Genomic DNA, 24,890 nt, shown 5'->3' with positions numbered 1-24,890 from the left:
TCCTTTTTAATTTGAACAGGGAGTGTCTATACCAGAAGAAATAGAAACAGTTTTGTTAGTTGTATTTATTGTTGCTGTAGCTCCGAGGGGAATACCGATATTTGGACTTATATGTCCAATCGGTAAACCGAATAAAACAGGTATATTATATGGCGTGAAATATTCATATAATATTGTTTGCAATGATTGGGACGGTTTAGAAGGGTTGCAGCCGTGACAACTTGTAAAAATAACGCCACTGCATTCATTAAACTGTCCAGATAAAAGTAGTTGATTTAACATCCGGTCAATGCGGTACGGTTCTTCACCAATATCTTCAAGCAATAAAAGTTTATTTGAAGTATTTATCTCATAGGGCGAGCCAATTATACTTGTTAACACAGTTAAATTCCCTCCAACTAATGTGCCTGTAACTGTACATAGAGAGGTAGGTACGATACATTCTGATGCATATAAGATAGATGAATACGGATGGAATAGTTGATTGAAAGAAGATAAAGAGAGAGAATCGATACCTTTTCCTAATTCTTCAATCATTGGACCATGAAAAGTTACAAGCTCTGCATAACGTGAAAAGGCAGTATGTAAAGCCGTAATATCGCTATATCCCCAAAAAATCTTTGGATTCCGTTGAATAATTTCATATTGAATGTAAGGGAGTAAACGAGCGCTGCCGTAACCACCTCGTGCACAAAAGACTGCTTTGACCTCAGTATTTGTAAATGCTTCATGTATATCATCAAGACGAACTTGATCACTTCCAGCTAAATATCCATACTTTTCATAAACACTCTTCCCAATTATTACGAATAAACCCATCTCTTGTAATACGTTCACACCTTTTAATACATTCGCAAGTGTTGGTGGGCCAGACGGTGCAATAATCATTACTGTATCACCTTTTTGCAACGCATTTGGATAAATCATTGTTCTCAGCCTCCTTCTCTTTCAATATATTCGCTTGAGCGAAAGTTCAATCCTTGTAAAAGAAGGGGAAAGCATGTCATATAAAGAAGGTATAGGGAAAGTAGGAGGGAAAATGATGTTTACAAGCCGAGTAATAGATATATTACAAATTAAGTATCCGATCATTCAAGCAGGTATGGCAGGAGCGATTACAACGCCAGAACTTGTTGCAGCTGTGAGTAATAGCGGAGGATTAGGTACGCTTGGAGCAGGGTATATGAGCCCAGAACAAATCCGTGAAGCGATTTATAAAATAAGGGAACTAACAAATAAGCCTTTCGGTGTTAATTTACTTTTAACGAAAGAGATACAGATAGAAGAAGAGAAGGTAAACGAGGCGAAAGTATTAATTAGTGGAGTGAATAGAGAATTAGGTATAGAGGAAGAAAAGACTTTAAAACTTCCAAAAAGCTATAAAGAACAATTACAAGTATTATTAGAGGAAAAGGTACCAGTCGTTAGTTTTGTATTTCAAACGTTAGAAAAAGAAGAAATAGATGATTTGAAAAAGGAAGGGATAAAAGTTATCGGAACAGCTACCCATGTAGCGGAAGCGAAAGCACTTGCTAAGTTAGGGGTAGATATTATCGTCGGGCAAGGTAGCGAGGCAGGAGGGCATAGAGGAACGTTTATTGGGAAAGAACAAGATGCGATGATTGGTACATTTGCATTAATCCCGCAATTAGTAGCGGAAGTACCTCATATCCCGATTGTTGCAGCAGGTGGTGTAATGAATGGGCAAGGGCTTGTTGCGGCATTTGCGTTAGGGGCAGAAGCTGTTCAAATGGGATCAGCCTTTTTAACGAGTGAAGAAAGTATTACGCATGACGTGTATAAAGATGCGATTTTACATAGTACAGATACGAGTACAACGGTAACCCGTGCGTTTTCCGGGAAATATGCACGGGGTATTCGTAATGAATTTATAGAGAAACATGAAGGAAGAGAAGAGAATTTACCGATGTATCCAGTGCAAAACGTATTAACTTCAAAAATACGTCAAGAAGCAGCGAAGCAAAATAAGGAAGAGTATATGTCGCTTTGGGCGGGACAAGCATCATCATTAGCACGAACGGAATCAGCTCAGCACGTAGTGAAACGTGTCATGAAAGAAGCGGAGAACGTAATTGAACAATTACAAGATGTATATAGAAAAAGACCACTTGAATAATTCAAGCGGTCTTTTCGTTAGTTTGCTTTATAAAATTGTTGGATAGCTTCGTCGATGTAAACCCAGCCTTTCCAACCTAAGTGCATATGATCTTTTAAGAAGTACTTATCATATTCATGATTTGAGAAATCAGCAATTGGATAACCAGCTTGTTTAATTTGCTCATGAACTTTATTGTAGTATAATTCGCGTTTTTCTTTCGAGAAGCCAGCGTAATCATACCAAGGACCTTTTACAGGAACAGAAATGAAGAGCGGTTTTGCACCAGATTGTTTTAATAAATCAAGTACAATTTGTAAATCTTCATATTCTGGTGATTGGTCATAAGCATCATTTTTTAAGTAACCTTCACGTTGCTTTAATTTCTTCTTAATTTTGCTATTGAAGTAATCATCTTCGATACCATATTCGTTAGAGCCTGATTCTACGGCACCTGTTTGATCAGCATGCTTACGAGCTTCTTCCCAGTTCATTTGTTTCAATGATGGATCAAGCTTTTCTTTATGCGGCTTAATATTAAACATAACTGTAAATAAATCTTTACGATCTAGAATGTTACGATAAATATAAGCGAAAGGTTTAGCAGCAAGTGCTTTTACTTTATACTTTGTATCATCGTAGGCGATACCTTCAAGCGAAATTTTTAATAAAGTTTCTTTTTTAACAATCTCAAAGTTTAATAAGCGTTTTGCAATTTGTTTTTTCATTTCAGGTTTTAAATCATCGTTGAAAATGAAGTGGTAACCTTGTTGTTTTGAAAAGTTAGGTGCAAAGTGTGTCTCATCAATACCTTGTGGTACAAACCATTGCGGAGAAAGAACGAATATCATTTTCTTATCTTTCAATTGATCCATTGTAGATGCGAAGTTTAATACATGTACAAGGTCTTGTGTTCCGCCGCGCCCAAGTAGGAATGGTGTGAATCCTTCAGGCTTTACTTTGAAATAATTCGATGGATGGAAAGCATCCATACGTGCGAATTCCGATGAACCGTACATCGGAAGATATTTCGGGTCTGCTAACATCTTTTGCTGTAAAATCATACTTTGAATCTTTTCTTCTTTTAAAGAAGTCGCAGCTTGTTCTACTTTCTCATCACTTAAAAGTGGGAGTAGGAAGCGCGTAGGAATAAGTAAGAATATAGCAAAAAGGGCCAATGCTAAAAGCATCGGACCAAATTTTACTTTGTTCATCGGATTTCTTCTAACTTTTTAATAACCATATTTGGTGTAGCCCACTCATCGCGGTCAAAATCAGAAATAGAAACTTCAATCTCTAAACGCTCTTGGAATTCTACTAATAAAGATACTACAGCGAAAGAATCAAGAATACCTTCTTCAAATAATTGAACATCTAAGTTTTCTTTCACAATATCGTTTTCACATACTTCTTCTAAAATATCTAATACTTGCTCTTTGAATTCTGCCATTTTTAAAATCTCCTTTATATCCGAAATATATTATATGTGCAACTTCTTAATAGTATAAGAAGGGTGCATTAAAAGTATCTGTTAAGGTGTCCAGAGAAGATCAGGAAACCGAAACATACAACGTGGAACGTAATTACAATCGCAAGGACATGCGTAAATTTATTATTTGGCCAAAACTTATGCTTCTTGTTTTTTCGTTCGAAAATATCGAAAAAGATAAACAAGGCAGCGTGATAAAGACCATAAATAATGTATTGATACACATGCTCACCAGTAATATGCCATATTCCCATGATGAAAAAGTTTAAAAATGCACCGATATACGAAATTGTGTAACGGTTTTTAATTAACTTTTTCTTCGTTGCAAAAAAGACGAAACGCATGTAAATAAAGTCACGGAACCAGAATGATAAGGTCATGTGCCAGCGATTCCAGAAGTCTTTAATGTTACGACTAATGAATGGTTTATTAAAGTTTTCTGGAATTTTAATTCCCATCATATAACTTACACCAATTACAAATGAGCTATAACCAGCAAAGTCAAAGAATAAATATAAGCTATAGCTATACATGTAAATCATATTTGATAGGATTGTATCTTGCTGAGCGAATGCCGGATCCATAAAATATTGCTTTATTAAGTAAGCAATAATAAATTTATACAAGAAACCTTGGAAAATACGGTTTAGCCCTGTATATAGTAAGTTTTGATATTCTTCTGCACTAGGTGGCTTTTGAATATCTTTTTGGAATCTGCGGTAACGATCGATAGGTCCCGTTGAGATAGCCGGGAAGAATAAAATGAATTCCCAAAAATTAAAGAAGGAAAGTTCTTTAATTAAGTTATCACGAACTTCAAATACCATTTGTACTGCTCTAAATGTTACATAGGACATTCCTAAAAATACAACAAACTTTAGCTCAGGTACAAACGGTGCGATTTTCGCCAAAATAAGCGGTAAAATCGATAAAATAACAGCTATACAAAACGTGAATGTACTATTATTTTGTTTTCTTAATAATAAATAGCCTTTAATAAGGGCGTATTGCCAAATAATAAATGCTGCTAACATCATTGCTTGCTTCGGTTTATCAGAGAAGATAATAACGAGCATTACTAATGTTAAAACGGCATTATATTTACGCAACATTTTACCTTTTAATCCAGCTATGATAGTAGGTATTAATAAAATGCCTACTATAGCGAAAAAATAAAATGATCCATATGCGGTCATGCTGTAACCTCACTCAATAATTTTTTGCGATCTACCTTTCCATTTGGTGTCATCGGAATAGAAGATTGATACATGAATTTACGTGGAATCATGTAGTTCGGTAATCGCTCATTGAGTTCTTTTTTAATTGCAGATGTTAATTTGAATTCTTTTTCAAACGAATGTTCTCCAGGAACAACAACCGCTAATAAATAATCGTATTTCTCACCTTTTTTAATTGGAACAATAACTGCTCCTTCTACGTAAGAACACGCACGAAGATGATGCTCAATTTCTTCTAATTCCATTCGATAACCATGAAGCTTAATTTGGAAATCAAGACGACCATGATAGAATAGAAGACCATTTTCTACATAGCCAGCATCGCCTGTTTTATAGGCACGCTCACCGTCAATCATAGTAAATGCTTTTTCTGTTAATTCAGGACTTCCTAAATATCCAACGCTTACACTTGGACCGACAATTACGATTTCACCTTTTTCACCGTCAGATGCAATTGTACCATCTTCTTTCATAATAAGAAGGCGACAGTCTGATTTACAGTAGCCAACTGGAAGTGATTTGTATTGATCAAGCACTTCTTCTGTAACGTGAATACCTGTTACAGCAACAGTAGCCTCTGTTGGACCGTACGTATTCATAATTGTTGCTTTCGGGAAACGCTCAATTAATTTTCTAGCCACTTCATTTGGTAACACTTCACCGCAGAATAAGAATGTTTTCATGTTTGGTAGCATATTCTCAGAGAAAGATGCTTCCATTAAACACATTTCAGCGAAAGATGGTGTCGAAGTCCATACTTGAATATCCGATTGCTCTAAAGAAGCAAACAAGTCTTTTGGACGTGCAATCATATCTTTATCGATTGCCCAGAGTGTACCACCTGTTACTAATGATGGGTAAATATCCATTACAGATAAATCGAATGAGAAAGGTGCTTGGTTTAAGAATACTTGCCCTGTTTGTAAGTTGAAATCTTCTACAGCCCATTTTGTAAAGCTAACAAGGCAGTTATAAGTAATCTGAACCCCTTTCGGATTACCTGTACTTCCTGATGTGTAAATAATGTAGAAGTTCTCATCACCTTTTACCGCATGTTCAGGATTTGGAATGTTCCCTTTATGAGTAAAGAAAATATCTTTTAAGTTGTCTTCACTTACAATGCGAACTGGTAAATCAGTTACAGTTACTTCTGTTCCTGATAAAAGTAATTTCGCACCAGAATTTTCAGCGATACGTTGTACACGATCAGCTGGGATAGATAGATCTACAGGAATGTAAGCATGTCCAGCTTTTACACATCCTAAAAAGTTAATAATCATTTCAGGTTGCATATGGCCATAAACCATAATTGGTGAACGATCATCTGGATACTCAGAAGAAATCCAATGTGCTAACGCATCAGAATCTTCCTTTAATTGTTTGTACGTAATTTTCGCATCTCGCCAAACAAAAGCGGTTTGATCAGGCGTTACTTCAGCCCACTTTTCAATTTGTTCTAATAACTTCATAACGTTCCCACCCTAAAATTCGTTGTAAATAAATGTACTTGTGTTTGTATCATGGAATCCATACAACCAAAGCAATGCAAATAAAATTGCAAGGTAATAAACCGTCTTTGCAACCCATTGTGTGAGTGGTTGAGACCATATCTCTTTTAATCTTTCCATGTCTTTCCCTCTCTTAATGAAATAATAGCTCTTTGTAGGTATCATGTCCTACATTATTGTGAAAAAAACAAAATCCCACATTTTAGGTAAAAATAAGACAAAAGGCTCTTTTCTGATATTAGCACTAAATACTAAAAAAGAAAATCCCTAACTTAGCAATTATATTACATTCAGCATGAATTTGTAATGGGTTTGACATGTAAATAGGAAGTGGATTGTGTGAATACATAAAAGTGGGTTGTGAGAAGGCATGAAAATATAATATTTGTTTTGTTATTCCTGAATTGGAGGGGGCTAATAATCACTGGTTACTTAGTACAGTTTCAAGGTATAGAGCCTTTTAAAAGGAGGTAATTATTATGAAAAGAGAGTGGAGGAGTTTTATTTCAGAAGAAAATATCATGAAATGGAGACGGCATTTTCATAAGTATCCGGAATTATCGTTTCATGAAAAAGAAACTTCGCAATTTATATATGATACATTATGTTCATTTTCTTATTTTGAAGTAACAAGACCGACTAAGTATAGTGTACTAGCAATTAAAAGGAGCGTGAAAAAAGGAAAAGTAGTTGCTGTTCGAGCGGATATAGACGCATTACCAATTCAAGAAGAGACACTAAAGCCATATGGATCGGTTAATAAAGGTGTAATGCACGCATGCGGGCACGATGCACATGCAGCTATTTTATTAAGTACAGCAGAGACGATAGCAAATATGAAGGAAGATTTTGTAGGCGAAATTCGTCTGTTCTTTCAGCACGCAGAGGAAGTGTATCCCGGTGGCGGACAAGAAATGGTGGAGGCCGGTGTTATGGACGGCGTCGATTATGTAGTAGGTTTGCATGTTATGTCTGGATTAGAAAGTGGGAAGATAGGAATTGTATATGGCCCTATGATGGCAGCACCAGACGTATTTACAATTGAAATTTTAGGAAAGGGTGGTCACGCGGCACGACCAGAAGAAACGATAGATCCTATTGCTATCGGAGCACAAATTATTACAAATTTACAACATATCGTATCAAGAAATACAAGTGCTTTTATGCATAGAGTAGTGTCAGTTACACAATTTCATGGGGGGATGGCCGATAATATCATTCCAAACACAGCAGCTTTAATGGGAACTGTTCGATCTTTTAATCAAGCATTAAGAGAGGAAGCAAAAGAGAAAATTGAGCAAATTGTGAAAGGAATTACAGAAGCACATGGAGGGGATTATACATATACGTATCGTTACGGATATGATCCAGTTGTTAATAATGAGTACATTGCGAAAATAGTAGAAAAAAGTGCGATAAAATTGTTCGGAAATCAGCGTATTGTGTATCTTGAACCTTCTATGGGAGGAGAAGATTTTTCAGCGTATTTAAGAAAAGCACCTGGTTGTTTCATTAAATTAGGAACAGGGAATAAAAATATTGATACTTGTTATCCACATCATCATCCGAAATTTGATGTGGATGAATCGGCTTTAATTAATGGAGTGGAACTATTTTTAGAGACAACTATAAGACTACTAGAAACTGATAAAGCATAAAAAAAGGCAACTGCGCTCTATCGCAGTTGCTTTTATTTCTTCCGTCAGAGAGGGCTGAGAAAGAACTATGCTCATTTATAGTATATGAATAGCTAACGGACAAGCTTGTACATTTTAACTATTTTTTAAAAAATAGTTATTGACTTTGATAATCAATTTCAATTAATCTAATGGTATAATTGAAATTGATAATTGTTATCAATGAAACAGATGAGGAACCTGAATGAGAAAAACATTTCACCTTTTACGAAGGGAATTAAAAAATAAAGATGTTAATAAGCATATTGAATGGCAACGAAATATAATTCGTTCTGAATATGTAGATGAGAAGAGTACACTTCCAACAGAAAAAGAGATACAAGGTAAAAGGAGAGGTTCAGTTGAGTAAGTTAGTAATGATTTTTGCAAGTATGAGTGGAAATACGGAGGAAATGGCTGATCATATTGCGGGTGCAATTCGTGAAACAGAAAATGAAATTGAAGTCATTGATATTATGGATTCACCAGAAGCTTCTATATTAGAGCAATATGACGGTATTATTTTAGGCGCTTATACTTGGGGAGATGGTGATCTTCCGGATGATTTTTTAGATTTTTATGACGCAATGGATTCTATTGATTTAACTGGGAAAAAAGCGGCAGTATTCGGGTCATGTGATTCAGGTTATCCAAAATACGGGGTAGCGGTTGATATTTTAATAGAAAAGCTGCAGGAGCGCGGGGCAGTAGTTGTGTTAGAAGGATTGAAAGTAGAATTAACGCCAGAAGATGAAGATGTAGAAAAATGTTTACAGTTTGGAGCTGAATTTGTAAAACACCTTTCTTAATGGCAGAAGGGAGATGAAGAGCAATTGCATGAAAAAATCGCAATCAAAACGATGACAGATTACCATTTGTATGATTTTATGCGTTGTCCACACAAATTTTATTTCCGTCATATAAAAAGAAGAGAACCATCTTCATTTGAATGGCAACAAATAGCACAAATAATTGTAAATCAAATTATTAATGAATATTACACGGTACCTGCCGGGCAACAAACAAAAATTTTTCTTTTAATACTTTTAGAAAAGTATTGGAAAAAAGTAAGGGTTAATATGTTTGCTTCAAAGGCGGAGTATTATATTGTTTTAGCGAAGCTAACAGATCACTTATTACAGTTTGTTGAAAGAGATGAGAGTCAGGCGCCGCCGTTATTTTTATATGAGAAGTTTCAAACATATATGGAAGAGTTAGGTGTTCATATTTCATTGACATTTGAAGTTGGTGAGTGGAGTACAGAATCATTTACAATTAAAAAGTATGTTATTGATGCAAATGAAGAAATGCTAGCTCTTTGTCAGAAGTTAATGACTGTGTTTAGTTATAAAGCTTTCGGCATTCTTCCAGGAAAAATCGAAGTGATTAATTTAATAGAAGGAACTAAGTATGAGTACATTCCAAAACAGGAAGATATTATAACTGGAATGGATGATTTATTTAGAATGAAAGAAATGCTGCAACAACCTGAGCACTACACAGAGCGTAATTTTCGTTCTGAGTGCATGAGCTGTGCCTTTCGTAGTGAATGCCAAGAGGAAGAAGTAAAGGAAGAAGCGGCGCAGAAGAAAAAAATCATACATTAAAGGATGCAATTTTGCATCCTTTTTTGTTATTGACATGAAAAGCTTTTCATCATTTACGGTATATTTGTAGTAGATTTTAATAAGGGGAGGAATAGTCAATGAAAGATGAAACGAAAGTATTTCAATGGTTAAAAGAACAGAATGCTCCTTTTGGAATTCAACTGCAAATTTTACAGGCGTTTCAATTGTATAAAGTTATTGTTGAAATGGATAAAAAGTTAATGATGTATGAAGAGAGAGAGTATAGGGAGAGAATTTAATCTCGTCCCTGTAATATTGCCTTCAATTGTTCTTTACTCTTGTTTAATTCTATTTCGTTATTTGTTTCAATGTTATAAATGAGGTTATGTAGTAAAGGGCTGTATTGATAAAAGGTAGTGATGCGGTGAATGAGTAATGGATCGCGGTGAGAAACAAGTGCACTGTAGTGTTTATATACAGATGTAGTAAACTCATGACCGAAATCATAATATAGCCCAGCAAAATCAAAAGCGGGATCGCCAATTTGAGCATCTCCAAAATCGATAACACCTGAAATGGTTTTGTTCAGGTTGTTAAATAAAATGTGATGATGTGTAAAGTCAGCATGAATGATTGTATTTTGAAAGGTAGATTTAGCTATATAGGCAAAGAAATTTTCGAATAAACGATTTAAGGCTGACTTCTGTAATGAAGTAAGACTGTTAGTAAGATATTGATTTAATTTTGTGTGTAGTTCTTTCCAGTAGGTAAGTGTTTTTTCGATAGGGAATCCTAACGTTGCAACATGCTTTAAAGGAATACTATGTAAAGCCGCAAGGAAAGTGGCTAATTGTGTAATAATTACTTCAAGTTCTTCTTTCTCTAACTGGGCAACTATTTCAGTTTTTAACGGTTTACCATGAATGAGAGGATAATAGCTACAAAATGGAACAGTATCACAATTATTATTATACAATACGCGATACTTAGGGATTTCGATTCTTTGTAATGAATGAGAAAGAATGGTACACAGCTCCTTTTCTAACGGAATTCGCTTTGCATATTCAAGTTTTCTCGGAAAACGAAACAGTAGCTCGTCATTTATAATAACCGCTATATTATCCCAGCCCTCTTCATTTTGCGCATATGAATGTATAGAAAGACCCGGCAGAGCTTCTTTTATATATTGTTTGTAAGAGTCCATAATCGTTCCTCGTTTCTAAGTTAAAGGTAGGTTATTCCACTTCATAATATCAGAATTTTCTTTCTATATGTTAAAATATAACTATCATTATGGAGGAGGGCGGGGTGTATTATGAAGAAAAGAATAGTAATCATTTCTCTATGTATCACTTTTGGATTGTTTTGGTCATATAAAGAGACGGTTTTTGCCACCTTTAAACCGATAGATCGCTACGAGTTAAATAAGGAATTAAAGAACAAAAGTATAGACACTTTAACTCATAAAGAAAAGAAAAAGGTAGGAGAACACTTTGTGACAGCGCAACTAGCAGTGTTTGAGTTTAATAATAAAGAAGATGTGAAACGAAAAGGTGAAGAAATATTTGTAAATAGAGGGTATGAACAGTTAATAGAAAATTATTACCCAAATCGTTTTCGGGATTTAGAGTATAAATTTACAAACGAGGAGATACGTGAAGAGACAGATGAAAGTTTTCGCTATCATGCTGTAGCGTACGTTACTGGTATTGAAAATGGCAAGAGAAGTGAAATGAAATTAAATTATGACATGAAAATTGTAAAGGTTAATAATTTATTCATGGTGTTAGAACAAAAACAATATGTACAATAAAAAACCCTCTAGAAGCAGAGGGACTTTAAAGATTTTCATTTTGTTGACCAAGTTCTTTTTGAGCAATGTATAAATTTCCTTGCTCAACTTGTTTCAGTGTATGAACAGAATCTCCTGCATATCCTTTTTCTGTTTTAACAGTTCTTTTTGAACGATTTGAATCTTGTTTCTTCATATAATAGACCACCCTTCCTTAAAAATAGACGAAAATGATGAGCACGAGTAATACAGCTGCGAAAATGGTAATGCCCATTAAAAAAGAAGTATTTTTATATTTAGGTGGCTTATGTACATCTTGCCGATATCCAGGTGAAATTTCAGGGGCGAATTCTTCATCGAATGATTGTTTCTTTTGTTTTTCGTCCATATGTATCCACCTTTCTTTTTCATTATGTTACACGTTACAAGAAAAAATATGCATGAAGAAAACAGCCGCTATATCATTAGCGGCTGTTTTCTTCATGCATATTTTCTTTGTACTTGAAAGAGACGGATAAGCAGGAAGATTGCTCCAAATGCTAGACCGATAATAAGACCGATCCAATAACCTTTTGCTGCCCAGTCAGTATAAGTTGCAAATATGTAGCCAAGAGGTAGACCTATTACCCAATAAGCTATTAATGTCATAATTAAGGCAACATTTACGTCTTTATAACCACGAAGTGCTCCTTGTACTGGAGTTGCAATCGCATCTGAAATTTGAAATAAAATCGCGAATATAAGAAATTCTTTTGCTAAATGATGGACATTTGCATTTGTCGTATAAATAGAAGCAATTTCATCATCAAAGAAATAAAGAAGGATTGAATATAAAAGAGCGAAAGCAAGAGCTAATCCAATTCCGATAAATCCATATTGTTTCGCATTATTGTATCGTTTTGCTCCAACTTCAAATCCAACTGCTATCGTCATTGCCATTGCTAAACTTAAAGGAGTCATATATAACAAGGAAGCAAAGTTCATAGCTGCTTGATGTGCTGCTATTGTTGTCGTACTAAAATTACTCATCATAAGTGTTACCGCAGCGAAAATACTCGTCTCAAAAAAGATAGCAAATCCGATAGGGACGCCAAGTTTCAGGAATTCCTTCCAGCTTGTAAAGGAAGGGCGGTATAACTGTTTAAAGATATTGAAAGAAGCGAAAGGCTCTTTCGTACGAATAATAATGACGGTAATAATTAAAATACACCAATATGTTGCTGCAGAAGCGATTGCCGCACCAACACCACCGAGTTTTGGAAAGCCAAAGTGACCAAAAATTAATAAGTAATTTAATACTACGTTAATTGGTAATGATAGTAATGTAATAATCATCGTTGTTCGAGTTTTTCCTAACGCATCAATAAATCCACGTAAGACGGTGTAAGTAAATAAAGGGATAATTCCAATCGCGATAATACTTAAAAATTGTGCTGCAATACGTTCCACAGGTTCTTCTAATTGCATGCCATTTAAAATAGGTGAAACAGCGAAGAATCCGATAAGGATAACAACAAAACTAGCACAAATTGCTAAATATACTGCTTGTATGACAATGTGGGGAACGTCCTCCTTTTTCTTTGATCCAACGAGCTGTGCAACAATAGGAGTAGTAGCCATTAAAATTCCTGTTAATCCGGTACTAACTGGAAGCCATATACTTGTTCCGATAGCAACACCCGCTAAATCAATAGGACTCGCATGTCCTGACATTGTCGTATCAAAAAAGCTCATTGCAAATAATGACATTTGCGTTACAAAAATCGGGAAAAAGAGTAATAAAAATTGCTTTAACTTTTGTGAGAATGAAGTAGTTTCTTTCATAAAATCCCCTTTCAACGTAAAAAACAAACTCTTATTATCATACAATTTAATCAAAAAATAGAAAAGAAATAAGCGTATACAACAAATGAAATCAATAAAAAAAGGATGCACTTTGAAAAGGGATAAGGTATTATGATAAGGTGTGAAAAAATTACATATTCGTTATTAAGGAGGCACTACTTGTGGCTGATTGGTTAATTGGAATAATCATGGGTGCTGTTGAAGGGTTAACAGAGTTTTTACCAGTTTCATCAACAGGACATATGATTTTAACAGGTCATTTACTTGGATTTGACGACGATAGAGCGAAAGTTTTCGAAGTTGTTATTCAATTGGGATCGATTTTAGCAGTTGTTGTTATATTTTGGAAGAGATTGTGGTCTTTAGTTGGTATAGGAAAAGTAACAGATGGCCCATCGTTAAATTTATTACATATTATTATTGGGATGATTCCTGCCGGCATACTTGGCGTATTATTCCATAGTGCAATTAAAGAAGTTTTATTCGGTCCAGGACCGGTTGTTATTAGCTTAGTAGCTGGTGGTATTTTAATGATTGTTGCTGAGAAGTTTTCAAAACCAAGTACAGCAAGAACGTTAGATGAAATCACATATAAACAAGCATTTACAATCGGAATGTTCCAATGTTTAGCGCTTTGGCCAGGATTTTCTCGTTCTGGATCAACAATAAGTGGTGGTTTATTAGCTCGCGTGTCGCATACAGCAGCAGCTGAATATACGTTCATTTTAGCAGTACCAATGATGGTAGCTGCAAGTGGCTTAGATTTAATCAAGAGCTGGGATATATTAAGTGCAGCTGATATACCGTTATTTGCAACTGGATTTATTACAGCATTCGTTGTTGCGATGCTTGCAATTGTTTCATTCTTAAAATTATTAGGTCGTGTAAAACTAACACCGTTCGCTTATTACCGTTTCATTTTAGCTGCGGTATTCTATTTCTTCATTATGTAAAATAAAAAACCTGCCGAACTCGGCAGGTTTTTATTTTACTACTTTTTCAATCATACTTTCCATTACATGTTCCCAAAGAGAAGTATCATCAGCTAATGTAGCACGGAAATTAGCATACATTTCTTTTTGTTTTTCCTCGAATGTTGGATCTTCTTTTTCAGGTAATGTAGCGCGCATTGAAGTTACTAATTCTTGTACTTTTGGAGCGCGTGGTCCAAAGACGGCTTGTTCCTTTCCATCTTTATCAATGAAAATAAAGATTGGAATCGCACGTGCTGTTCCATTTGTTAAATATTGATCCATTAATTCTAAGTTTTCATCGCGAATTAATAATCTCATATCAATATTTGCAACTTCAGAAATTCGTTTCATAACAGGTACACATAAAAGAGCATCGCCGCACCAATCAGCTGTTAATACGATAACACGCCAGCCATCATTTTGGCGTTCTTCTAATATAGGAAGTAATTCATTTGGAATTAAAAAGTTATTGTAAATGTGTAGTAGCTCGTATTGGTTTACTTTCATTTCATTCACATATGTATCAAAGGACATACCTTTATCAGCCCATTGCTGTAAATTCATAATTAACACCTCTTTAGTATGATTTGTTTTCATTGTACCAATTTTTATATAGAAAAGCTTGTATTCTTACTCTTTCTTATCGCTTAATAATTTGTTTAAGACGAACAGGAATAGTACGATGCATAATTCAGCCATGTTGGACATTTGTACGCTATCTATTCAATCATCGGCAGTATGAATGACGAACCAATCTAGCGTAATTTCAATGATTGAGAAAAGGGCAATCGAGAGCCAATTTGGCATGTTTGTCATCATTGAATATAGCAGTGCTTTAAAGAAGATCAAGATAAAGAAGGCAATACCATCTAAGAAAAGGATAAATAAAAAGAAGAGTAGTAGAGCTGTTCGTGATGAGTATTCTATACCTGTAATGTGAAAGATTCCTACATATACAAAGAATATAAAGGCAAAAAATATAATGAGAAAAAGAGAAATAATACTAATGATAATTGTTTTATCTTTTAGGCTAAAATTAGAGAACTTTTCCTCCTCATCCATTAGATTCACTCTTTTTTCTGGAAAATCAATTTCATTGTAACATGAAATATATATTAAAAAACTACGAATTATGGGAAAATAAGGTGACAAAAAGTAAGATTTCATGTAAAATTATTAATAAGGTTTTTATTTAACTAAATGAAATAAAAGGGGCTGTCAAAGTTGTCTCAAAATCGAGAGCAATTAATGGAAGAACTATCGACAAATGTTTTTTCTATGTTTCGCACGTTGCGTAATGATATTGGAAAAATATTTGGTGGTTACATACCGTGGAATGAGTTCATTGTCCTTAGAATATTGAACCGTACGAATAAAGAAATGGTATCACGTGTAGCTAATGAGTTAAATGTGTCGAATAGTCATATTACAGCTGTTACAGAAAAATTAATTAATAAAGGCTTTGTAACTCGTTCACGTTCTACATCAGATCGCCGAGTTGTATATTTAGAGATTACAGAACAAGGGAAAGAGTTAGTTGCGAAAATGGAAGGTGAGAAAAAGAAATATTTACAAGAAAGATTCTCCTCACTTTCAGAAGACGAAATGAATGTAATGATATCTATTTCTAAAAAACTTATTTAAGTAGTTATAAACAAGAAAACGCTTACTTAACAACAAAGAAGACCTTCCCTATATACGGAAGGTCTTCTTTCGTGTGTAATAGATGATAAAAAATAAAATGTGTATGAAAAAAGATAGAGCGCCATACTACTAATAAAGGAAGGAGGGGGAAATATGACAAATCGTAATGGTAGTAAAGGTAGCGGAAATCAAGGTTCACCGAAATCAGGGCAATTTCAGCAGGAGTTTAGTGCTGAATTTGAAACAGGTAATGATAACAAAGGAAAAGAATATCGTTCGAAAAAAGGAAGCAAGTCAAAAAAGGAGTGAACATTTTCACTCCTTTTTGATTTAAGATGCTGCAGATTGATCCGTATTATATTTTTCTTCTGATTTTGAAACAATCATTGCGCAAATTGTATCGACCGCATTCTAGACATGTCTAGAATGCGGTCGATACCGATAATTAAAGCAATACCTTCTACTGGTAGATTTACTTGATTTAAAACCATCGTAAGAATTACAAGTCCAACACCTGCAGTACCGATACTAGCTAGTACAGCAGTTAATACAACCATTGCTAATTGCTGAAATAAGCGAAGAGAGTTGAATTATGTATTTGGAAAATAAAATAGACCATCACATGATGGCCTAGGGAAGGGGACAATTTATGTCAATTTAATTAGGGATGGAAAGCTGCCCAAAGACACTGGGGAATGTCTTATAAATTAGGGAGGAACAGCTCCAATACGTATACTATAAAAGGTGGATATGACCTAGATGTGAACATAGAGTGAAAGAGAGAGGGAGTTTTAAATAAAAGATAGAAAGAACAAAAAAATAAGACCATCACATATAGGATGGTCAAGGGAAGGGGACAATTTATGTCAATTTAATTAGGGATGGAAGCTATTCAAAGACACTGGGGAATGTCTTATAAATTAGGGAGGAATAGCTCCGATACGTATACTATAAAAGGTGGATGTGACCTAGATGTGAACATGGAGTGAAAGAGAAAGGGAGTTTCAAATAAAAGATAGAAAGAACAAAAAAATAAGACCATCACATATAGGATGGTCAAGGGAAGGGGACAATTTATGTCAATTTAATTAGGGATGGAAGCTATTCAAAGACACTGGGGAATGTCTTATAAATTAGGGAGGAACAGCTCCGATACGTATACTATAAAAGGTGGATGTGACCTAGATGTGAACATGGAGTGAAAGAGAAAGGGAGTTTCAAATAAAAGATAGAAAGAACAAAAAATAAGACCATCACATATAGGATGGTCAAGGAAGGGGACAATTTATGTCAATTTAATTAGGGATGGAAAGCTGTTCAAGACACTGGGGAATGTCTTATAAATTAGGGAGGAACAGCTCCGATACGTATACTATAAAAGGTAGATGTGACCCTCGTGTGAACTTGGAGTGAAAGATATGGGAATTTGAAAAGGGATAAAATAGTTGTTGTAAGAGTTATAGTATAAGTGGAGATATAATAGAAAATATTCTTTTGTAAAACGATAGGAGTCTGAATATAAATAAAAGTTGAAATCTATGAAAAAAAGGATTATGCTCAACTATATTATGAGAATATAAGGTTTATCCTGCTACTTGTAGGCTCTTAAAGAGTCTTTATTTATGAGGGGATAAAAGCTTCACTTGATAAAGGGAGTTAGTGATATGGAAGTAGCAAAAAAACAAGGGTTGTATAATCGCTTTATACGATTAAATCCACCACAAATTTTAGCATTAGGCTTTTTTTGTTTAATTGTGGTCGGAGGATTGTTATTAAAGTTACCGTTTGCAACGAAAGTACATATTAGTTGGGTAGATGCCTTCTTTACAGCTACGTCGGCAGCGACTGTAACCGGTTTAGGAGTTGTAGATACTGCAAGTACGTTTACGATGTTTGGTGAAATTGTTATTATGTTTTTAATTCAAACGGGTGGTCTCGGTCTTATGACGATTGCCATTTTAATAGTTTGGGTATTAGGTAAAAAAATCGGTTTACGTCACCGATTATTAATTGGAGAAGCATTTAATCAAACAAATATTGGTGGTCTTGTGAAATTAGTGAAACGTGTCTTTATTTTTTCTATTTGTATTGAGCTAATTGGAGTTATCTTTTTATCGATTCGCTTTATTCCAGAGTTTGGTTTTGGAAAAGGTTTATACTATAGTATTTTTCACGTTATTGCGTCATATAATAATGCCGGCTTTGCGCTTTGGCCAGATAATTTAACAAGATATGTAGGAGATCCTATTATTAATATTGGGATTTGTTCTTTAATTGTAATAGGAGGGTTAGGATTTACGGTATTAATTGATATATGGTATAGCCGTAGTTTCCGAAAATTATCACTGCACTCCAAAATCATGATTGTTGGAACGATAGCACTTAATGTTATTGCGATGATTGTGATTTTTGTATTGGAATATAATAATGTGAAGACTTTGGGACACTTATCTTTAAATGAAAAGTTATGGGCTTCGTTCTTCCAAGGAATTACACCTCGTACAGCCGGTTTTAACACGGTAGATTATGGTGGGATGGAAGAGTCATCGATACTATTTACGATGGTATTAATGTTTATTGGTGCGGGCAGTGTATCGACAGGCGGTGGAATTAAGTTAACGACATTTGTTATTTTAATTACATCAGTTCTTTCTTTCTTTAGAAAGAAAGAGGATTTTGTTTTATTTCAGCGTACGATTAAAATGTCGACAGTAACGAGAGCGTTAGCAATTGTCGTTGCTAGTCAAATACTTATTTTTACAGCGGTATTTGTATTAATGCTTACAGAAGACTTCAGTTTTATTCAGTTATTATTTGAGACAATTTCAGCGTTTGGCACAGTAGGGTTAACAATGGGGATTACTGCGAAGCTATCGGCGTTTGGGAAATGTATTATTATGTTTGTTATGTTTTGTGGATTAATCGGACCGTTAACACTTGTGTTCTCTTTGGCACGACCAGCGAAACAAAAAATTAAATATCCATCAGAAGATGTATTTACAGGATAAGGTATCCCGCATGAAGCGAGATACCTTTTTCTTTTTAAAAAAGAGAGAACAATAAACCAATAATCGCCGCTCGGAATAAAATCGCAATAAGTGCAGCGATACCACCAATAATCGCTGCGGTGCCACCAGTTACAGTAGCTCCACGATTATAAGCGTAAATACCAAGTAGAACAGACACAAGACCAAATAGTGTTGGGAATGTGAATAATGATAATATTGCTAAGGCAAGAGCAATAAAACCAGCAGTCGATCCAGCTGCAGACGATCTTACATCATCGTTATCTTTATCATCATAATCGATACGCTGTGGTGCAACTTCAGCTGCGTATTCTTCTTTATAATCACTATCTATTCGATCTCTTTTTTTATATTCATCAAATTTCTCAGTCAAAGTAAAGACTCCTTTCATAACAAGGTTCAATAGTAGTATGTTTCTCTTTACTGTTTTTATCCGAACTTGTCCAGGGAGTAATATCCAATTGGAAAGTGAAAAATGTTTTTTCAAAATAGGAAAACTTAGTATGACTTCCTCTATTTTGGAAAGTATAAAAAAGAATAATGAGGAAAGGGTGTAGTACATAATGGAACATCCAATTGAAAATTTAATGAAAACAGCAATGACAAATTTAAAAGAGATGGTAGATGTAAATACGATTGTTGGAAGTCCGGTTTCAACAGCTGACGGAAATGTAGTATTAACAGTATCTCAAGTGGCTTTTGGTTTTGGAGCTGGTGGAAGTGACTTTAAAGGGGATTTTATTTCTGAAAAACATAACGGCGGACAAGGGCAGCATAAAGAGAACAAGCAAAGTCATCCATTCGGAGGCGGAAGCGGGGCTGGGGTTTCCATTAGCCCAGTGGCTTTTTTAGTAGTTGGTTCTAACGGTGTACAAGTATTGCATCTCAATAGTGGTACACATTTAATTGAAAAAGCGTTAAATACTGTACCAAGCACTGTGGATAAATTTGTGAATAGTCGTCACAAGTGAACTTGCATTTTTTAGGAATTATGATATATTAGAAAAAGTGCGCTTTAGGATGATCGGAATAATTGAACTGTAAATATATATGATGTGTGGAATAAGGGAGAGGAATTTATGATTAATATCAAAAACTTAGTAGTTGGCTTATGTATGTTAGTAAGCGGTTTTGTTGTATATGTAATAAAAGAAAAAGCTCCATTCTAAAACAGACAAACCGTTAATGTCTGTTTTTAATTTGTAAAAAATATTGACAAGTTATTGTATTGGTGTTAAAATTTTAATTCGTGTCTCGGTTAAAGCTAGTATAAAGTAAATAAATCTTATGAATATAATACGAAAAGTTTGCGAAAGATCGGGTAGTCTTACCAACAACTTTTGTGAACAAACCCTATAAATTGTATATGTAAGCTTTATATGTATACTAGTGAATCAAGGAGCGGTCAGTGGAACCGTAATGATGAGAGAGAGGTAGGGCTTTCATCCAGTATATGTTACTTTCCCGTTAGGTGAATATAAAAAAGAGGGCTCCTTTTGAAAAGGAGCCCTCTTTCTATAAATAAATTGAAACTATAATCAGTGAGACCATTCCCGTTAAATGTTAGCTCGCAAATAATGTGATAAAAATGATTAAGTGCGGTTTTCAACTTGCTGACAAATTTCATCTGTTGTTAAACCATGTGCTTTAATTACAGATCCTTTTATCGATGTATCTGCAATGCCCATCATATTAGAATCTTGCCCGGTTACAACGCAACAATCGCACCCATGAGCATCATTTTCAGAGTTAAGTGAAACGACTTCATGTCCTTGTTGCTGAAGAGCTTGTTGAACATCTGTTAAAGAGTTCTCAACACCAATTCTAGCCATAATTTTCACCTCCTACCATCTAGTTGCTAGTATGCTCAAGTCCATAGCATATATTTATGAAAAGATGGTAGGAAGAGAATATTTGTTTAGTCGTTATATACACCAGTAAGCATTTGACTAACGAATTGATCATTTAATGTATCTTGTGCTGAACTGTTATTAGATTGAATATCGATTGAAGCTGTGTAGTTGTTATGTTTCCTACTATTTGGTTCTACTTCAACGTAATTATCGAATTTACAAAATCCTTTCGTATCCATTAGATCAAATAGTTGTAGCATTTCTACTACCTCTTGTCTCGTTCCTTTAATTTGTACACACGCCATTGTTATTTCCTCCTTCAATTTGACAAATTGTTTTTTAAAAATAGGATTATGATTACTAAATGAAAAATATGAATGTTATTTTTAGACAGCGTTATTTTTATTATTTTCCCCCTTTTTCACCAAAAGTCGTTGTATATTCCCGGATTTATAAAATCGGACGTCCGTTTATTGAATACAATAGATTCGTATCAATTGGCGAAAACCCTTCTTTTAAACAAATATTTTTTTTAGTAGAATTTGACGAAAAAAATTTTTTGACTTTTTGTAAACGTTAACAATGTTATTAAATCAATATAAACAAAGATGTACGTACGATTAAAAATTAAAAATTTTCTAAAAATTCACTTGATTTATTTGAAAAGGAGAGTAGACTAGGAAACAATAAAAAACTCATAGAACATAGGGGGCGCTTTCAAGTGAACGAGCAGTGGATTTTCTTAAATGGAGAATTTGTTCCAAAAGACGAAGCAAAGGTTTCAGTATATGATCATGGCTATTTATATGGCGATGGAGTGTTCGAAGGAATTAGGGTATATAGCGGTAATGTTTTCCGTTTGAGAGAGCATCTTGTCCGGTTATATGAATCAGCGAAATCCATCATGTTAGAAATTCCATATACGTTAGAAGAAGCGATGAAAATCGTTGTTGAAACGATTCGACAAAACAAACTATCTAATGGATATATCCGCCTCGTTGTATCAAGAGGACCTGGGAATTTAGGATTAGATCCCGATTCTTGTACGAAACCAAATGTAGTAGTTATTGCAGAGCAATTGTCTTTATTTCCACAAGAATATTATGAAAAAGGGATTCCGATTATAACAGTTGCAACGCGCCGTAATCGCCCGGATGTTTTATCGCCGCAAGTAAAATCTTTAAATTACTTAAATAATATTTTAGTTCGCATTGAGGCGAAATTAGCTGGAGTACAAGAAGCACTTATGTTAAATGACCAAGGATATGTAGCTGAAGGCTCTGGAGATAACGTATTTATTGTGAAGGGAAATAAATTAATTACACCACCAAGTTCTGCTGGAGCGTTAGAAGGTATTACACGAAACGCGATTTTAGAAATCGGCGAAAAACTTGGATATGACGTAAGAGAAGAATTATTTACAAGGCACGATGTATATGTAGCTGATGAAGTGTTTTTAACAGGAACAGCTGCTGAAGTAATTGCTGTTACGACAGTAGATGGAAGAACGATTGGTTTAGGGAGAACAGGGCCACATACGAATCGTTTATTAGAAGAATTCCGTAAATTAGTTGTAGAAGATGGAGAGAAAATTTACGAAGAAAATAAAGTTGGATAATAGCTCTTTATGAAATGATAAAGCGTTGATAGGGAGGAGTAGTTGACTGTGAAGCCTCACAGAGAGTCGGTGGTTGCTGGAAACCGATGGTTCACGTCAACGAACATCACCCTTGAGTGCTAAGCTGAAGCGTTTGTTTAGGCTTAGACGGTAGCTCCGTTATTAGCTAGACTCATATCCCGAGTCACTGAGGCAAGAGTAATCTTGCGAAGAAGGGTGGTACCGCGAAATCTTTCGTCCCTTCAGCACATAGCTGGAGTGTGGACGTAGGATTTTTTTATTTTATAAATGGTTTAAAAAAGGGGGCTTATAAGAAAAATGTCTTCAAAAACGGAAGAGAAACTGGCAACTGGTGCACAGCTATTGTTAGAAGCGCTAGAAAAGGAAGAAGTAGAAGTGATTTTCGGGTATCCAGGTGGTGCGGTTTTACCTCTATATGATGCGCTTTATGATTGTGAAATTCCGCATATTTTAACGAGGCATGAGCAAGGTGCAATTCATGCTGCTGAAGGATATGCAAGAATTACAGGGAATCCAGGAGTGGTAATTGCAACAAGTGGACCGGGTGCTACAAATGTTATTACTGGTCTAGCTGACGCGATGATTGATTCATTACCGCTTGTTGTATTTACAGGGCAAGTAGCAACAACGTTAATCGGAAGTGATGCTTTCCAAGAAGCAGATATTATGGGGCTTACGATGCCGGTGACAAAACATAATTATCAAGTGCGAAAAGCATCGGATTTACCCCGAATTATTAAAGAAGCATTTCATATCGCTAGAACGGGAAGACCGGGCCCAGTCGTAATTGACCTTCCGAAAGATATGGTAGTAGAGCAAGGCGAGAGATGTAGCGACGTACAAATGGATTTACCAGGATACCAGCCTAATTATGAACCGAATCTACTACAAATAAACAAATTATTACAAGCGATTGAGGTCTCAAAAAAGCCATTAATTTTAGCTGGAGCAGGTGTATTGCATGCGAAAGCATCGAAAGAATTAACAAGCTTTGCTCGCAAATATCATATTCCAGTTGTTCATACATTACTTGGTCTTGGTGGGTTTCCGCCAGACGATGAACTATTTCTAGGGATGGGAGGAATGCACGGTTCATATACCGCAAATATGGCGTTATATGAATGTGACTTACTTATTAATATAGGTGCAAGATTTGATGATCGTCTTACTGGGAATTTAGCTTATTTTGCTAAAGAAGCGATTGTCGCACATATAGATATTGATCCAGCGGAAATTGGGAAAAATGTGCCGACTGAAATCCCTATTGTTGCGAGTGCGAAGCAAGCATTAGAAGCTATACTCACTTTTAAAGAAGGGGAAGTAGATCACAATGATTGGCTTTCGTTATTGAATAGTAGAAAAGAAAAATACCCTCTTTCTTACAAAGAACATGCAGAACGTATTAAACCTCAATATGCAATTGATATGCTATACGAGATTACGAAAGGAGAAGCGATTGTAACAACAGATGTTGGGCAACATCAAATGTGGGCAGCTCAATATTATCCATTGAAAAACCCAGATAGATGGGTAACTTCTGGAGGATTGGGAACAATGGGCTTTGGGTTTCCAGCAGCAATAGGTGCACAAATCGCAAAGCCTGAAGAACTAGTTATTGCAATTGTGGGTGATGCTGGATTTCAAATGACCTTGCAAGAACTTAGTGTGTTAAAAGAGCATTCTTTACCGGTTAAAGTTTTTATTTTAAATAATGAAGCTTTAGGGATGGTAAGACAATGGCAAGAGGAATTTTATAATAGGCGATATTCGTACTCCTTACTTTCATGCCAACCAGATTTTGTCGCACTTGCCAATGCATATGGCATAAAAGGTGTTCGTATTGAAGACCCACTTCTTGCAAAGCAACAATTACAGTATGCAATTGAATTAAGAGAGCCAGTCGTAATTGATTGCCGCGTACTTCAATCTGAAAAGGTTATGCCGATGGTTGCCCCAGGGAAAGGGGTTCACCAAATGGAGGGAGTGGAGAAAAGGTGAAGCGAATTGTAACAGCGACAGTTCGAAATCAAAGCGGTGTGTTAAATCGAATTACAGGTGTTATGACACGTAGACATTTTAATATTGAAAGTATTTCAGTAGGTCATACGGAATCATCGGATATTTCGAGAATGACGATTGTTGTACACGTTGAAAATGAACAGCAAGTTGAGCAGTTAATTAAACAACTTCATAAGCAAATCGATGTACTGAAAGTATCAGATATTACAGAAGAAGCGATGATTGCTAGAGAACTTGCACTTATTAAAGTAGCGACGTCTGTAGCAAGAGCAGAATTATATAGTTTAATTGAACCGTTCCGAGCCGCTGTAATAGACGTTGGAAAGGATTCCATAGTGGTGCAAGTAACAGGTACTCAGGAGAAAGTAGAAGCGTTAATTGAATTACTTCGTCCATACGGTTTGAAAGAAATTGCTAGAACAGGTGTAACAGCATTTACACGTAGTATGAAAAAACAAGATAAACAAGTTATGTTAATTCAATAATTATTTAAAAAATAGGGG

31 protein-coding genes, 2 pseudogenes and 1 other annotated feature are annotated in these 24,890 nt (G+C 35.2%); of the genes and pseudogenes, 17 read left to right on the top strand and 16 right to left on the bottom strand.

Features of this window, described 5'->3' with window-relative positions:
* Positions 1-6 precede the first annotated feature (6 nt).
* The gene (locus ACE38F_RS21080; RefSeq protein ID WP_375369834.1) at positions 7-927 is read right to left on the bottom strand and encodes a S66 peptidase family protein; all 921 of its coding nucleotides are present in this window, start codon (positions 925-927) and stop codon (positions 7-9) included.
* 73 nt (positions 928-1,000) lie between these two features.
* Between ACE38F_RS21080 and ACE38F_RS21075 the strand changes: the two genes are divergently transcribed.
* Complete coding sequence (locus tag ACE38F_RS21075) at positions 1,001-2,137, top strand: NAD(P)H-dependent flavin oxidoreductase (RefSeq protein ID WP_375369833.1); 1,137 nt, start codon at positions 1,001-1,003, stop codon at positions 2,135-2,137.
* Between the two features lie 17 nt (positions 2,138-2,154).
* Here ACE38F_RS21075 and dltD read toward each other — a convergent pair whose 3' ends face one another.
* The 5 genes from dltD to ACE38F_RS21050 all read right to left on the bottom strand — a co-directional run bounded on the left by dltD (position 2,155) and on the right by ACE38F_RS21050 (position 6,471).
* A complete protein-coding gene (gene dltD, locus ACE38F_RS21070) occupies positions 2,155-3,330 on the bottom strand; it encodes a D-alanyl-lipoteichoic acid biosynthesis protein DltD (RefSeq protein ID WP_375369832.1) in 1,176 nt (391 codons plus the stop codon).
* Positions 3,327-3,566, bottom strand: a complete 240-nt coding sequence (gene dltC, locus ACE38F_RS21065) for a D-alanine--poly(phosphoribitol) ligase subunit DltC (protein ID WP_002011622.1) — start codon at positions 3,564-3,566, stop codon at positions 3,327-3,329. Before dltC ends, dltD begins: the two co-directional genes overlap by 4 nt.
* 68 nt (positions 3,567-3,634) lie before the next feature.
* Entirely contained in the window at positions 3,635-4,801 is a 1,167-nt protein-coding gene (gene dltB / locus ACE38F_RS21060; RefSeq protein WP_375369831.1) for a D-alanyl-lipoteichoic acid biosynthesis protein DltB, read from the bottom strand.
* Entirely contained in the window at positions 4,798-6,312 is a 1,515-nt protein-coding gene (gene dltA / locus ACE38F_RS21055; protein ID WP_375369830.1) for a D-alanine--poly(phosphoribitol) ligase subunit DltA, read from the bottom strand. The genes dltB and dltA overlap by 4 nt, the downstream gene beginning before the upstream one ends.
* A gap of 12 nt (positions 6,313-6,324) precedes the next feature.
* Positions 6,325-6,471 (bottom strand): teichoic acid D-Ala incorporation-associated protein DltX, encoded by a 147-nt coding sequence (locus tag ACE38F_RS21050; RefSeq protein ID WP_002011626.1) that lies wholly within the window; start codon positions 6,469-6,471, stop codon positions 6,325-6,327.
* Positions 6,472-6,830: 359 nt separating this feature from the next.
* Here ACE38F_RS21050 and ACE38F_RS21045 point away from each other — a divergent pair, with 359 nt between their 5' ends.
* From ACE38F_RS21045 to ACE38F_RS21025, 5 genes are all read left to right on the top strand, one after another.
* On the top strand, positions 6,831-8,009 hold the full coding sequence (locus tag ACE38F_RS21045) for an amidohydrolase (RefSeq protein WP_375369829.1): 1,179 nt from the start codon (positions 6,831-6,833) through the stop codon (positions 8,007-8,009).
* 223 nt (positions 8,010-8,232) lie between these two features.
* The gene (locus tag ACE38F_RS21040; protein ID WP_215555692.1) at positions 8,233-8,397 is read left to right on the top strand and encodes a hypothetical protein; all 165 of its coding nucleotides are present in this window, start codon (positions 8,233-8,235) and stop codon (positions 8,395-8,397) included.
* Complete coding sequence (locus tag ACE38F_RS21035) at positions 8,390-8,836, top strand: flavodoxin (protein ID WP_375369828.1); 447 nt, start codon at positions 8,390-8,392, stop codon at positions 8,834-8,836. Before ACE38F_RS21040 ends, ACE38F_RS21035 begins: the two co-directional genes overlap by 8 nt.
* Positions 8,837-8,860: 24 nt before the next feature.
* Positions 8,861-9,634, top strand: a complete 774-nt coding sequence (locus tag ACE38F_RS21030; RefSeq protein WP_375369827.1) for a hypothetical protein — start codon at positions 8,861-8,863, stop codon at positions 9,632-9,634.
* Positions 9,635-9,732: 98 nt separating this feature from the next.
* Positions 9,733-9,894: a hypothetical protein gene (locus tag ACE38F_RS21025; protein WP_002149564.1), complete on the top strand. Its 162-nt coding sequence runs from the start codon at positions 9,733-9,735 to the stop codon at positions 9,892-9,894.
* Here the strand turns inward: ACE38F_RS21025 and ACE38F_RS21020 are convergent.
* Positions 9,891-10,799 (bottom strand): aminoglycoside phosphotransferase family protein, encoded by a 909-nt coding sequence (locus ACE38F_RS21020; RefSeq protein ID WP_375369826.1) that lies wholly within the window; start codon positions 10,797-10,799, stop codon positions 9,891-9,893. The genes ACE38F_RS21025 and ACE38F_RS21020 overlap by 4 nt on opposite strands.
* Positions 10,800-10,910: 111 nt before the next feature.
* Here ACE38F_RS21020 and ACE38F_RS21015 point away from each other — a divergent pair, with 111 nt between their 5' ends.
* Positions 10,911-11,408 (top strand): biotin transporter BioY, encoded by a 498-nt coding sequence (locus ACE38F_RS21015; RefSeq protein ID WP_375369825.1) that lies wholly within the window; start codon positions 10,911-10,913, stop codon positions 11,406-11,408.
* Between the two features lie 25 nt (positions 11,409-11,433).
* On the opposite strand, the gene ACE38F_RS21010 is transcribed toward ACE38F_RS21015, so the two are convergent.
* The 3 genes from ACE38F_RS21010 to ACE38F_RS21000 all read right to left on the bottom strand — a co-directional run bounded on the left by ACE38F_RS21010 (position 11,434) and on the right by ACE38F_RS21000 (position 13,211).
* Positions 11,434-11,583 carry a hypothetical protein gene (locus ACE38F_RS21010; RefSeq protein WP_000743737.1) on the bottom strand — a complete coding sequence of 50 codons (150 nt, stop codon included), beginning with the start codon at positions 11,581-11,583 and terminating at the stop codon, positions 11,434-11,436.
* A gap of 18 nt (positions 11,584-11,601) precedes the next feature.
* A complete protein-coding gene (locus tag ACE38F_RS21005) occupies positions 11,602-11,775 on the bottom strand; it encodes a hypothetical protein (RefSeq protein WP_000343684.1) in 174 nt (57 codons plus the stop codon).
* 92 nt (positions 11,776-11,867) lie between these two features.
* Complete coding sequence (locus ACE38F_RS21000) at positions 11,868-13,211, bottom strand: MATE family efflux transporter (protein ID WP_375369824.1); 1,344 nt, start codon at positions 13,209-13,211, stop codon at positions 11,868-11,870.
* A 182-nt stretch (positions 13,212-13,393) separates the two neighbouring features.
* On the opposite strand from ACE38F_RS21000, the gene uppP reads away from it, so the two are divergent.
* The gene (uppP, locus tag ACE38F_RS20995) at positions 13,394-14,185 is read left to right on the top strand and encodes a bacitracin resistance undecaprenyl-diphosphatase (RefSeq protein WP_341307303.1); all 792 of its coding nucleotides are present in this window, start codon (positions 13,394-13,396) and stop codon (positions 14,183-14,185) included.
* Positions 14,186-14,215: 30 nt separating this feature from the next.
* Here uppP and ACE38F_RS20990 read toward each other — a convergent pair whose 3' ends face one another.
* Together ACE38F_RS20990 and ACE38F_RS20985 are read right to left on the bottom strand one after the other, a co-directional pair.
* A complete protein-coding gene (locus ACE38F_RS20990; RefSeq protein ID WP_215555699.1) occupies positions 14,216-14,803 on the bottom strand; it encodes a thioredoxin family protein in 588 nt (195 codons plus the stop codon).
* A gap of 33 nt (positions 14,804-14,836) precedes the next feature.
* Positions 14,837-15,268: pseudogene (locus ACE38F_RS20985) on the bottom strand (regulatory YrvL family protein).
* 162 nt (positions 15,269-15,430) lie between these two features.
* Between ACE38F_RS20985 and ACE38F_RS20980 the strand changes: the two are divergent.
* Positions 15,431-15,850: a MarR family winged helix-turn-helix transcriptional regulator gene (locus tag ACE38F_RS20980; protein ID WP_375369823.1), complete on the top strand. Its 420-nt coding sequence runs from the start codon at positions 15,431-15,433 to the stop codon at positions 15,848-15,850.
* A 153-nt stretch (positions 15,851-16,003) separates the two neighbouring features.
* Positions 16,004-16,159: a hypothetical protein gene (locus ACE38F_RS20975; protein ID WP_000184931.1), complete on the top strand. Its 156-nt coding sequence runs from the start codon at positions 16,004-16,006 to the stop codon at positions 16,157-16,159.
* A 21-nt stretch (positions 16,160-16,180) separates the two neighbouring features.
* On the opposite strand, the pseudogene ACE38F_RS20970 reads toward ACE38F_RS20975, so the two are convergent.
* Positions 16,181-16,416 (bottom strand): annotated as a pseudogene (locus ACE38F_RS20970) (cation:dicarboxylate symporter family transporter); the annotation flags it as partial.
* Positions 16,417-17,514: 1,098 nt separating this feature from the next.
* Between ACE38F_RS20970 and ACE38F_RS20965 the strand changes: the two are divergent.
* The gene (locus tag ACE38F_RS20965) at positions 17,515-18,858 is read left to right on the top strand and encodes a TrkH family potassium uptake protein (RefSeq protein WP_002140965.1); all 1,344 of its coding nucleotides are present in this window, start codon (positions 17,515-17,517) and stop codon (positions 18,856-18,858) included.
* A gap of 34 nt (positions 18,859-18,892) precedes the next feature.
* Here ACE38F_RS20965 and ACE38F_RS20960 read toward each other — a convergent pair whose 3' ends face one another.
* Positions 18,893-19,267, bottom strand: a complete 375-nt coding sequence (locus ACE38F_RS20960) for an imidazole glycerol phosphate synthase (RefSeq protein ID WP_375369931.1) — start codon at positions 19,265-19,267, stop codon at positions 18,893-18,895.
* Positions 19,268-19,439: 172 nt separating this feature from the next.
* On the opposite strand from ACE38F_RS20960, the gene ytfJ reads away from it, so the two are divergent.
* Together ytfJ and ACE38F_RS20950 are read left to right on the top strand one after the other, a co-directional pair.
* The gene (gene ytfJ, locus ACE38F_RS20955; RefSeq protein WP_375369822.1) at positions 19,440-19,847 is read left to right on the top strand and encodes a GerW family sporulation protein; all 408 of its coding nucleotides are present in this window, start codon (positions 19,440-19,442) and stop codon (positions 19,845-19,847) included.
* 108 nt (positions 19,848-19,955) lie between these two features.
* Positions 19,956-20,045, top strand: coding sequence for a hypothetical protein (locus tag ACE38F_RS20950; RefSeq protein ID WP_000608225.1), 90 nt, complete (start codon positions 19,956-19,958; stop codon positions 20,043-20,045).
* Positions 20,046-20,468: 423 nt separating this feature from the next.
* Here the strand turns inward: ACE38F_RS20950 and ACE38F_RS20945 are convergent, their stop codons facing one another.
* A complete protein-coding gene (locus ACE38F_RS20945; protein WP_002011725.1) occupies positions 20,469-20,708 on the bottom strand; it encodes a YkuS family protein in 240 nt (79 codons plus the stop codon).
* An 86-nt stretch (positions 20,709-20,794) separates the two neighbouring features.
* Positions 20,795-21,034, bottom strand: a complete 240-nt coding sequence (locus ACE38F_RS20940; RefSeq protein ID WP_002011724.1) for a DUF3911 family protein — start codon at positions 21,032-21,034, stop codon at positions 20,795-20,797.
* Positions 21,035-21,093: 59 nt separating this feature from the next.
* Between ACE38F_RS20940 and ACE38F_RS20935 the strand changes: the two genes are divergently transcribed.
* The 4 genes from ACE38F_RS20935 to ilvN all read left to right on the top strand — a co-directional run bounded on the left by ACE38F_RS20935 (position 21,094) and on the right by ilvN (position 24,872).
* On the top strand, positions 21,094-21,309 hold the full coding sequence (locus ACE38F_RS20935) for a hypothetical protein (RefSeq protein WP_341307300.1): 216 nt from the start codon (positions 21,094-21,096) through the stop codon (positions 21,307-21,309).
* A gap of 141 nt (positions 21,310-21,450) precedes the next feature.
* The gene (gene ilvE, locus ACE38F_RS20930; RefSeq protein ID WP_002030649.1) at positions 21,451-22,347 is read left to right on the top strand and encodes a branched-chain-amino-acid transaminase; all 897 of its coding nucleotides are present in this window, start codon (positions 21,451-21,453) and stop codon (positions 22,345-22,347) included.
* Between the two features lie 16 nt (positions 22,348-22,363).
* Positions 22,364-22,592, top strand: a binding site (T-box leader).
* 73 nt (positions 22,593-22,665) lie between these two features.
* Complete coding sequence (gene ilvB / locus ACE38F_RS20925) at positions 22,666-24,366, top strand: acetolactate synthase large subunit (protein ID WP_341307299.1); 1,701 nt, start codon at positions 22,666-22,668, stop codon at positions 24,364-24,366.
* On the top strand, positions 24,363-24,872 hold the full coding sequence (ilvN, locus tag ACE38F_RS20920) for an acetolactate synthase small subunit (protein ID WP_000822948.1): 510 nt from the start codon (positions 24,363-24,365) through the stop codon (positions 24,870-24,872). Before ilvB ends, ilvN begins: the two co-directional genes overlap by 4 nt.
* Positions 24,873-24,890 lie beyond the last annotated feature (18 nt).

The sequence above is a fragment of the Bacillus altaicus genome (assembly GCF_042136375.2).
In the GTDB taxonomy this organism is placed as follows: Bacteria; Bacillota; Bacilli; order Bacillales; family Bacillaceae_G; genus Bacillus_A; species Bacillus_A cereus_U.
This window is presented reverse-complemented; position numbering and strand designations above follow the sequence as displayed.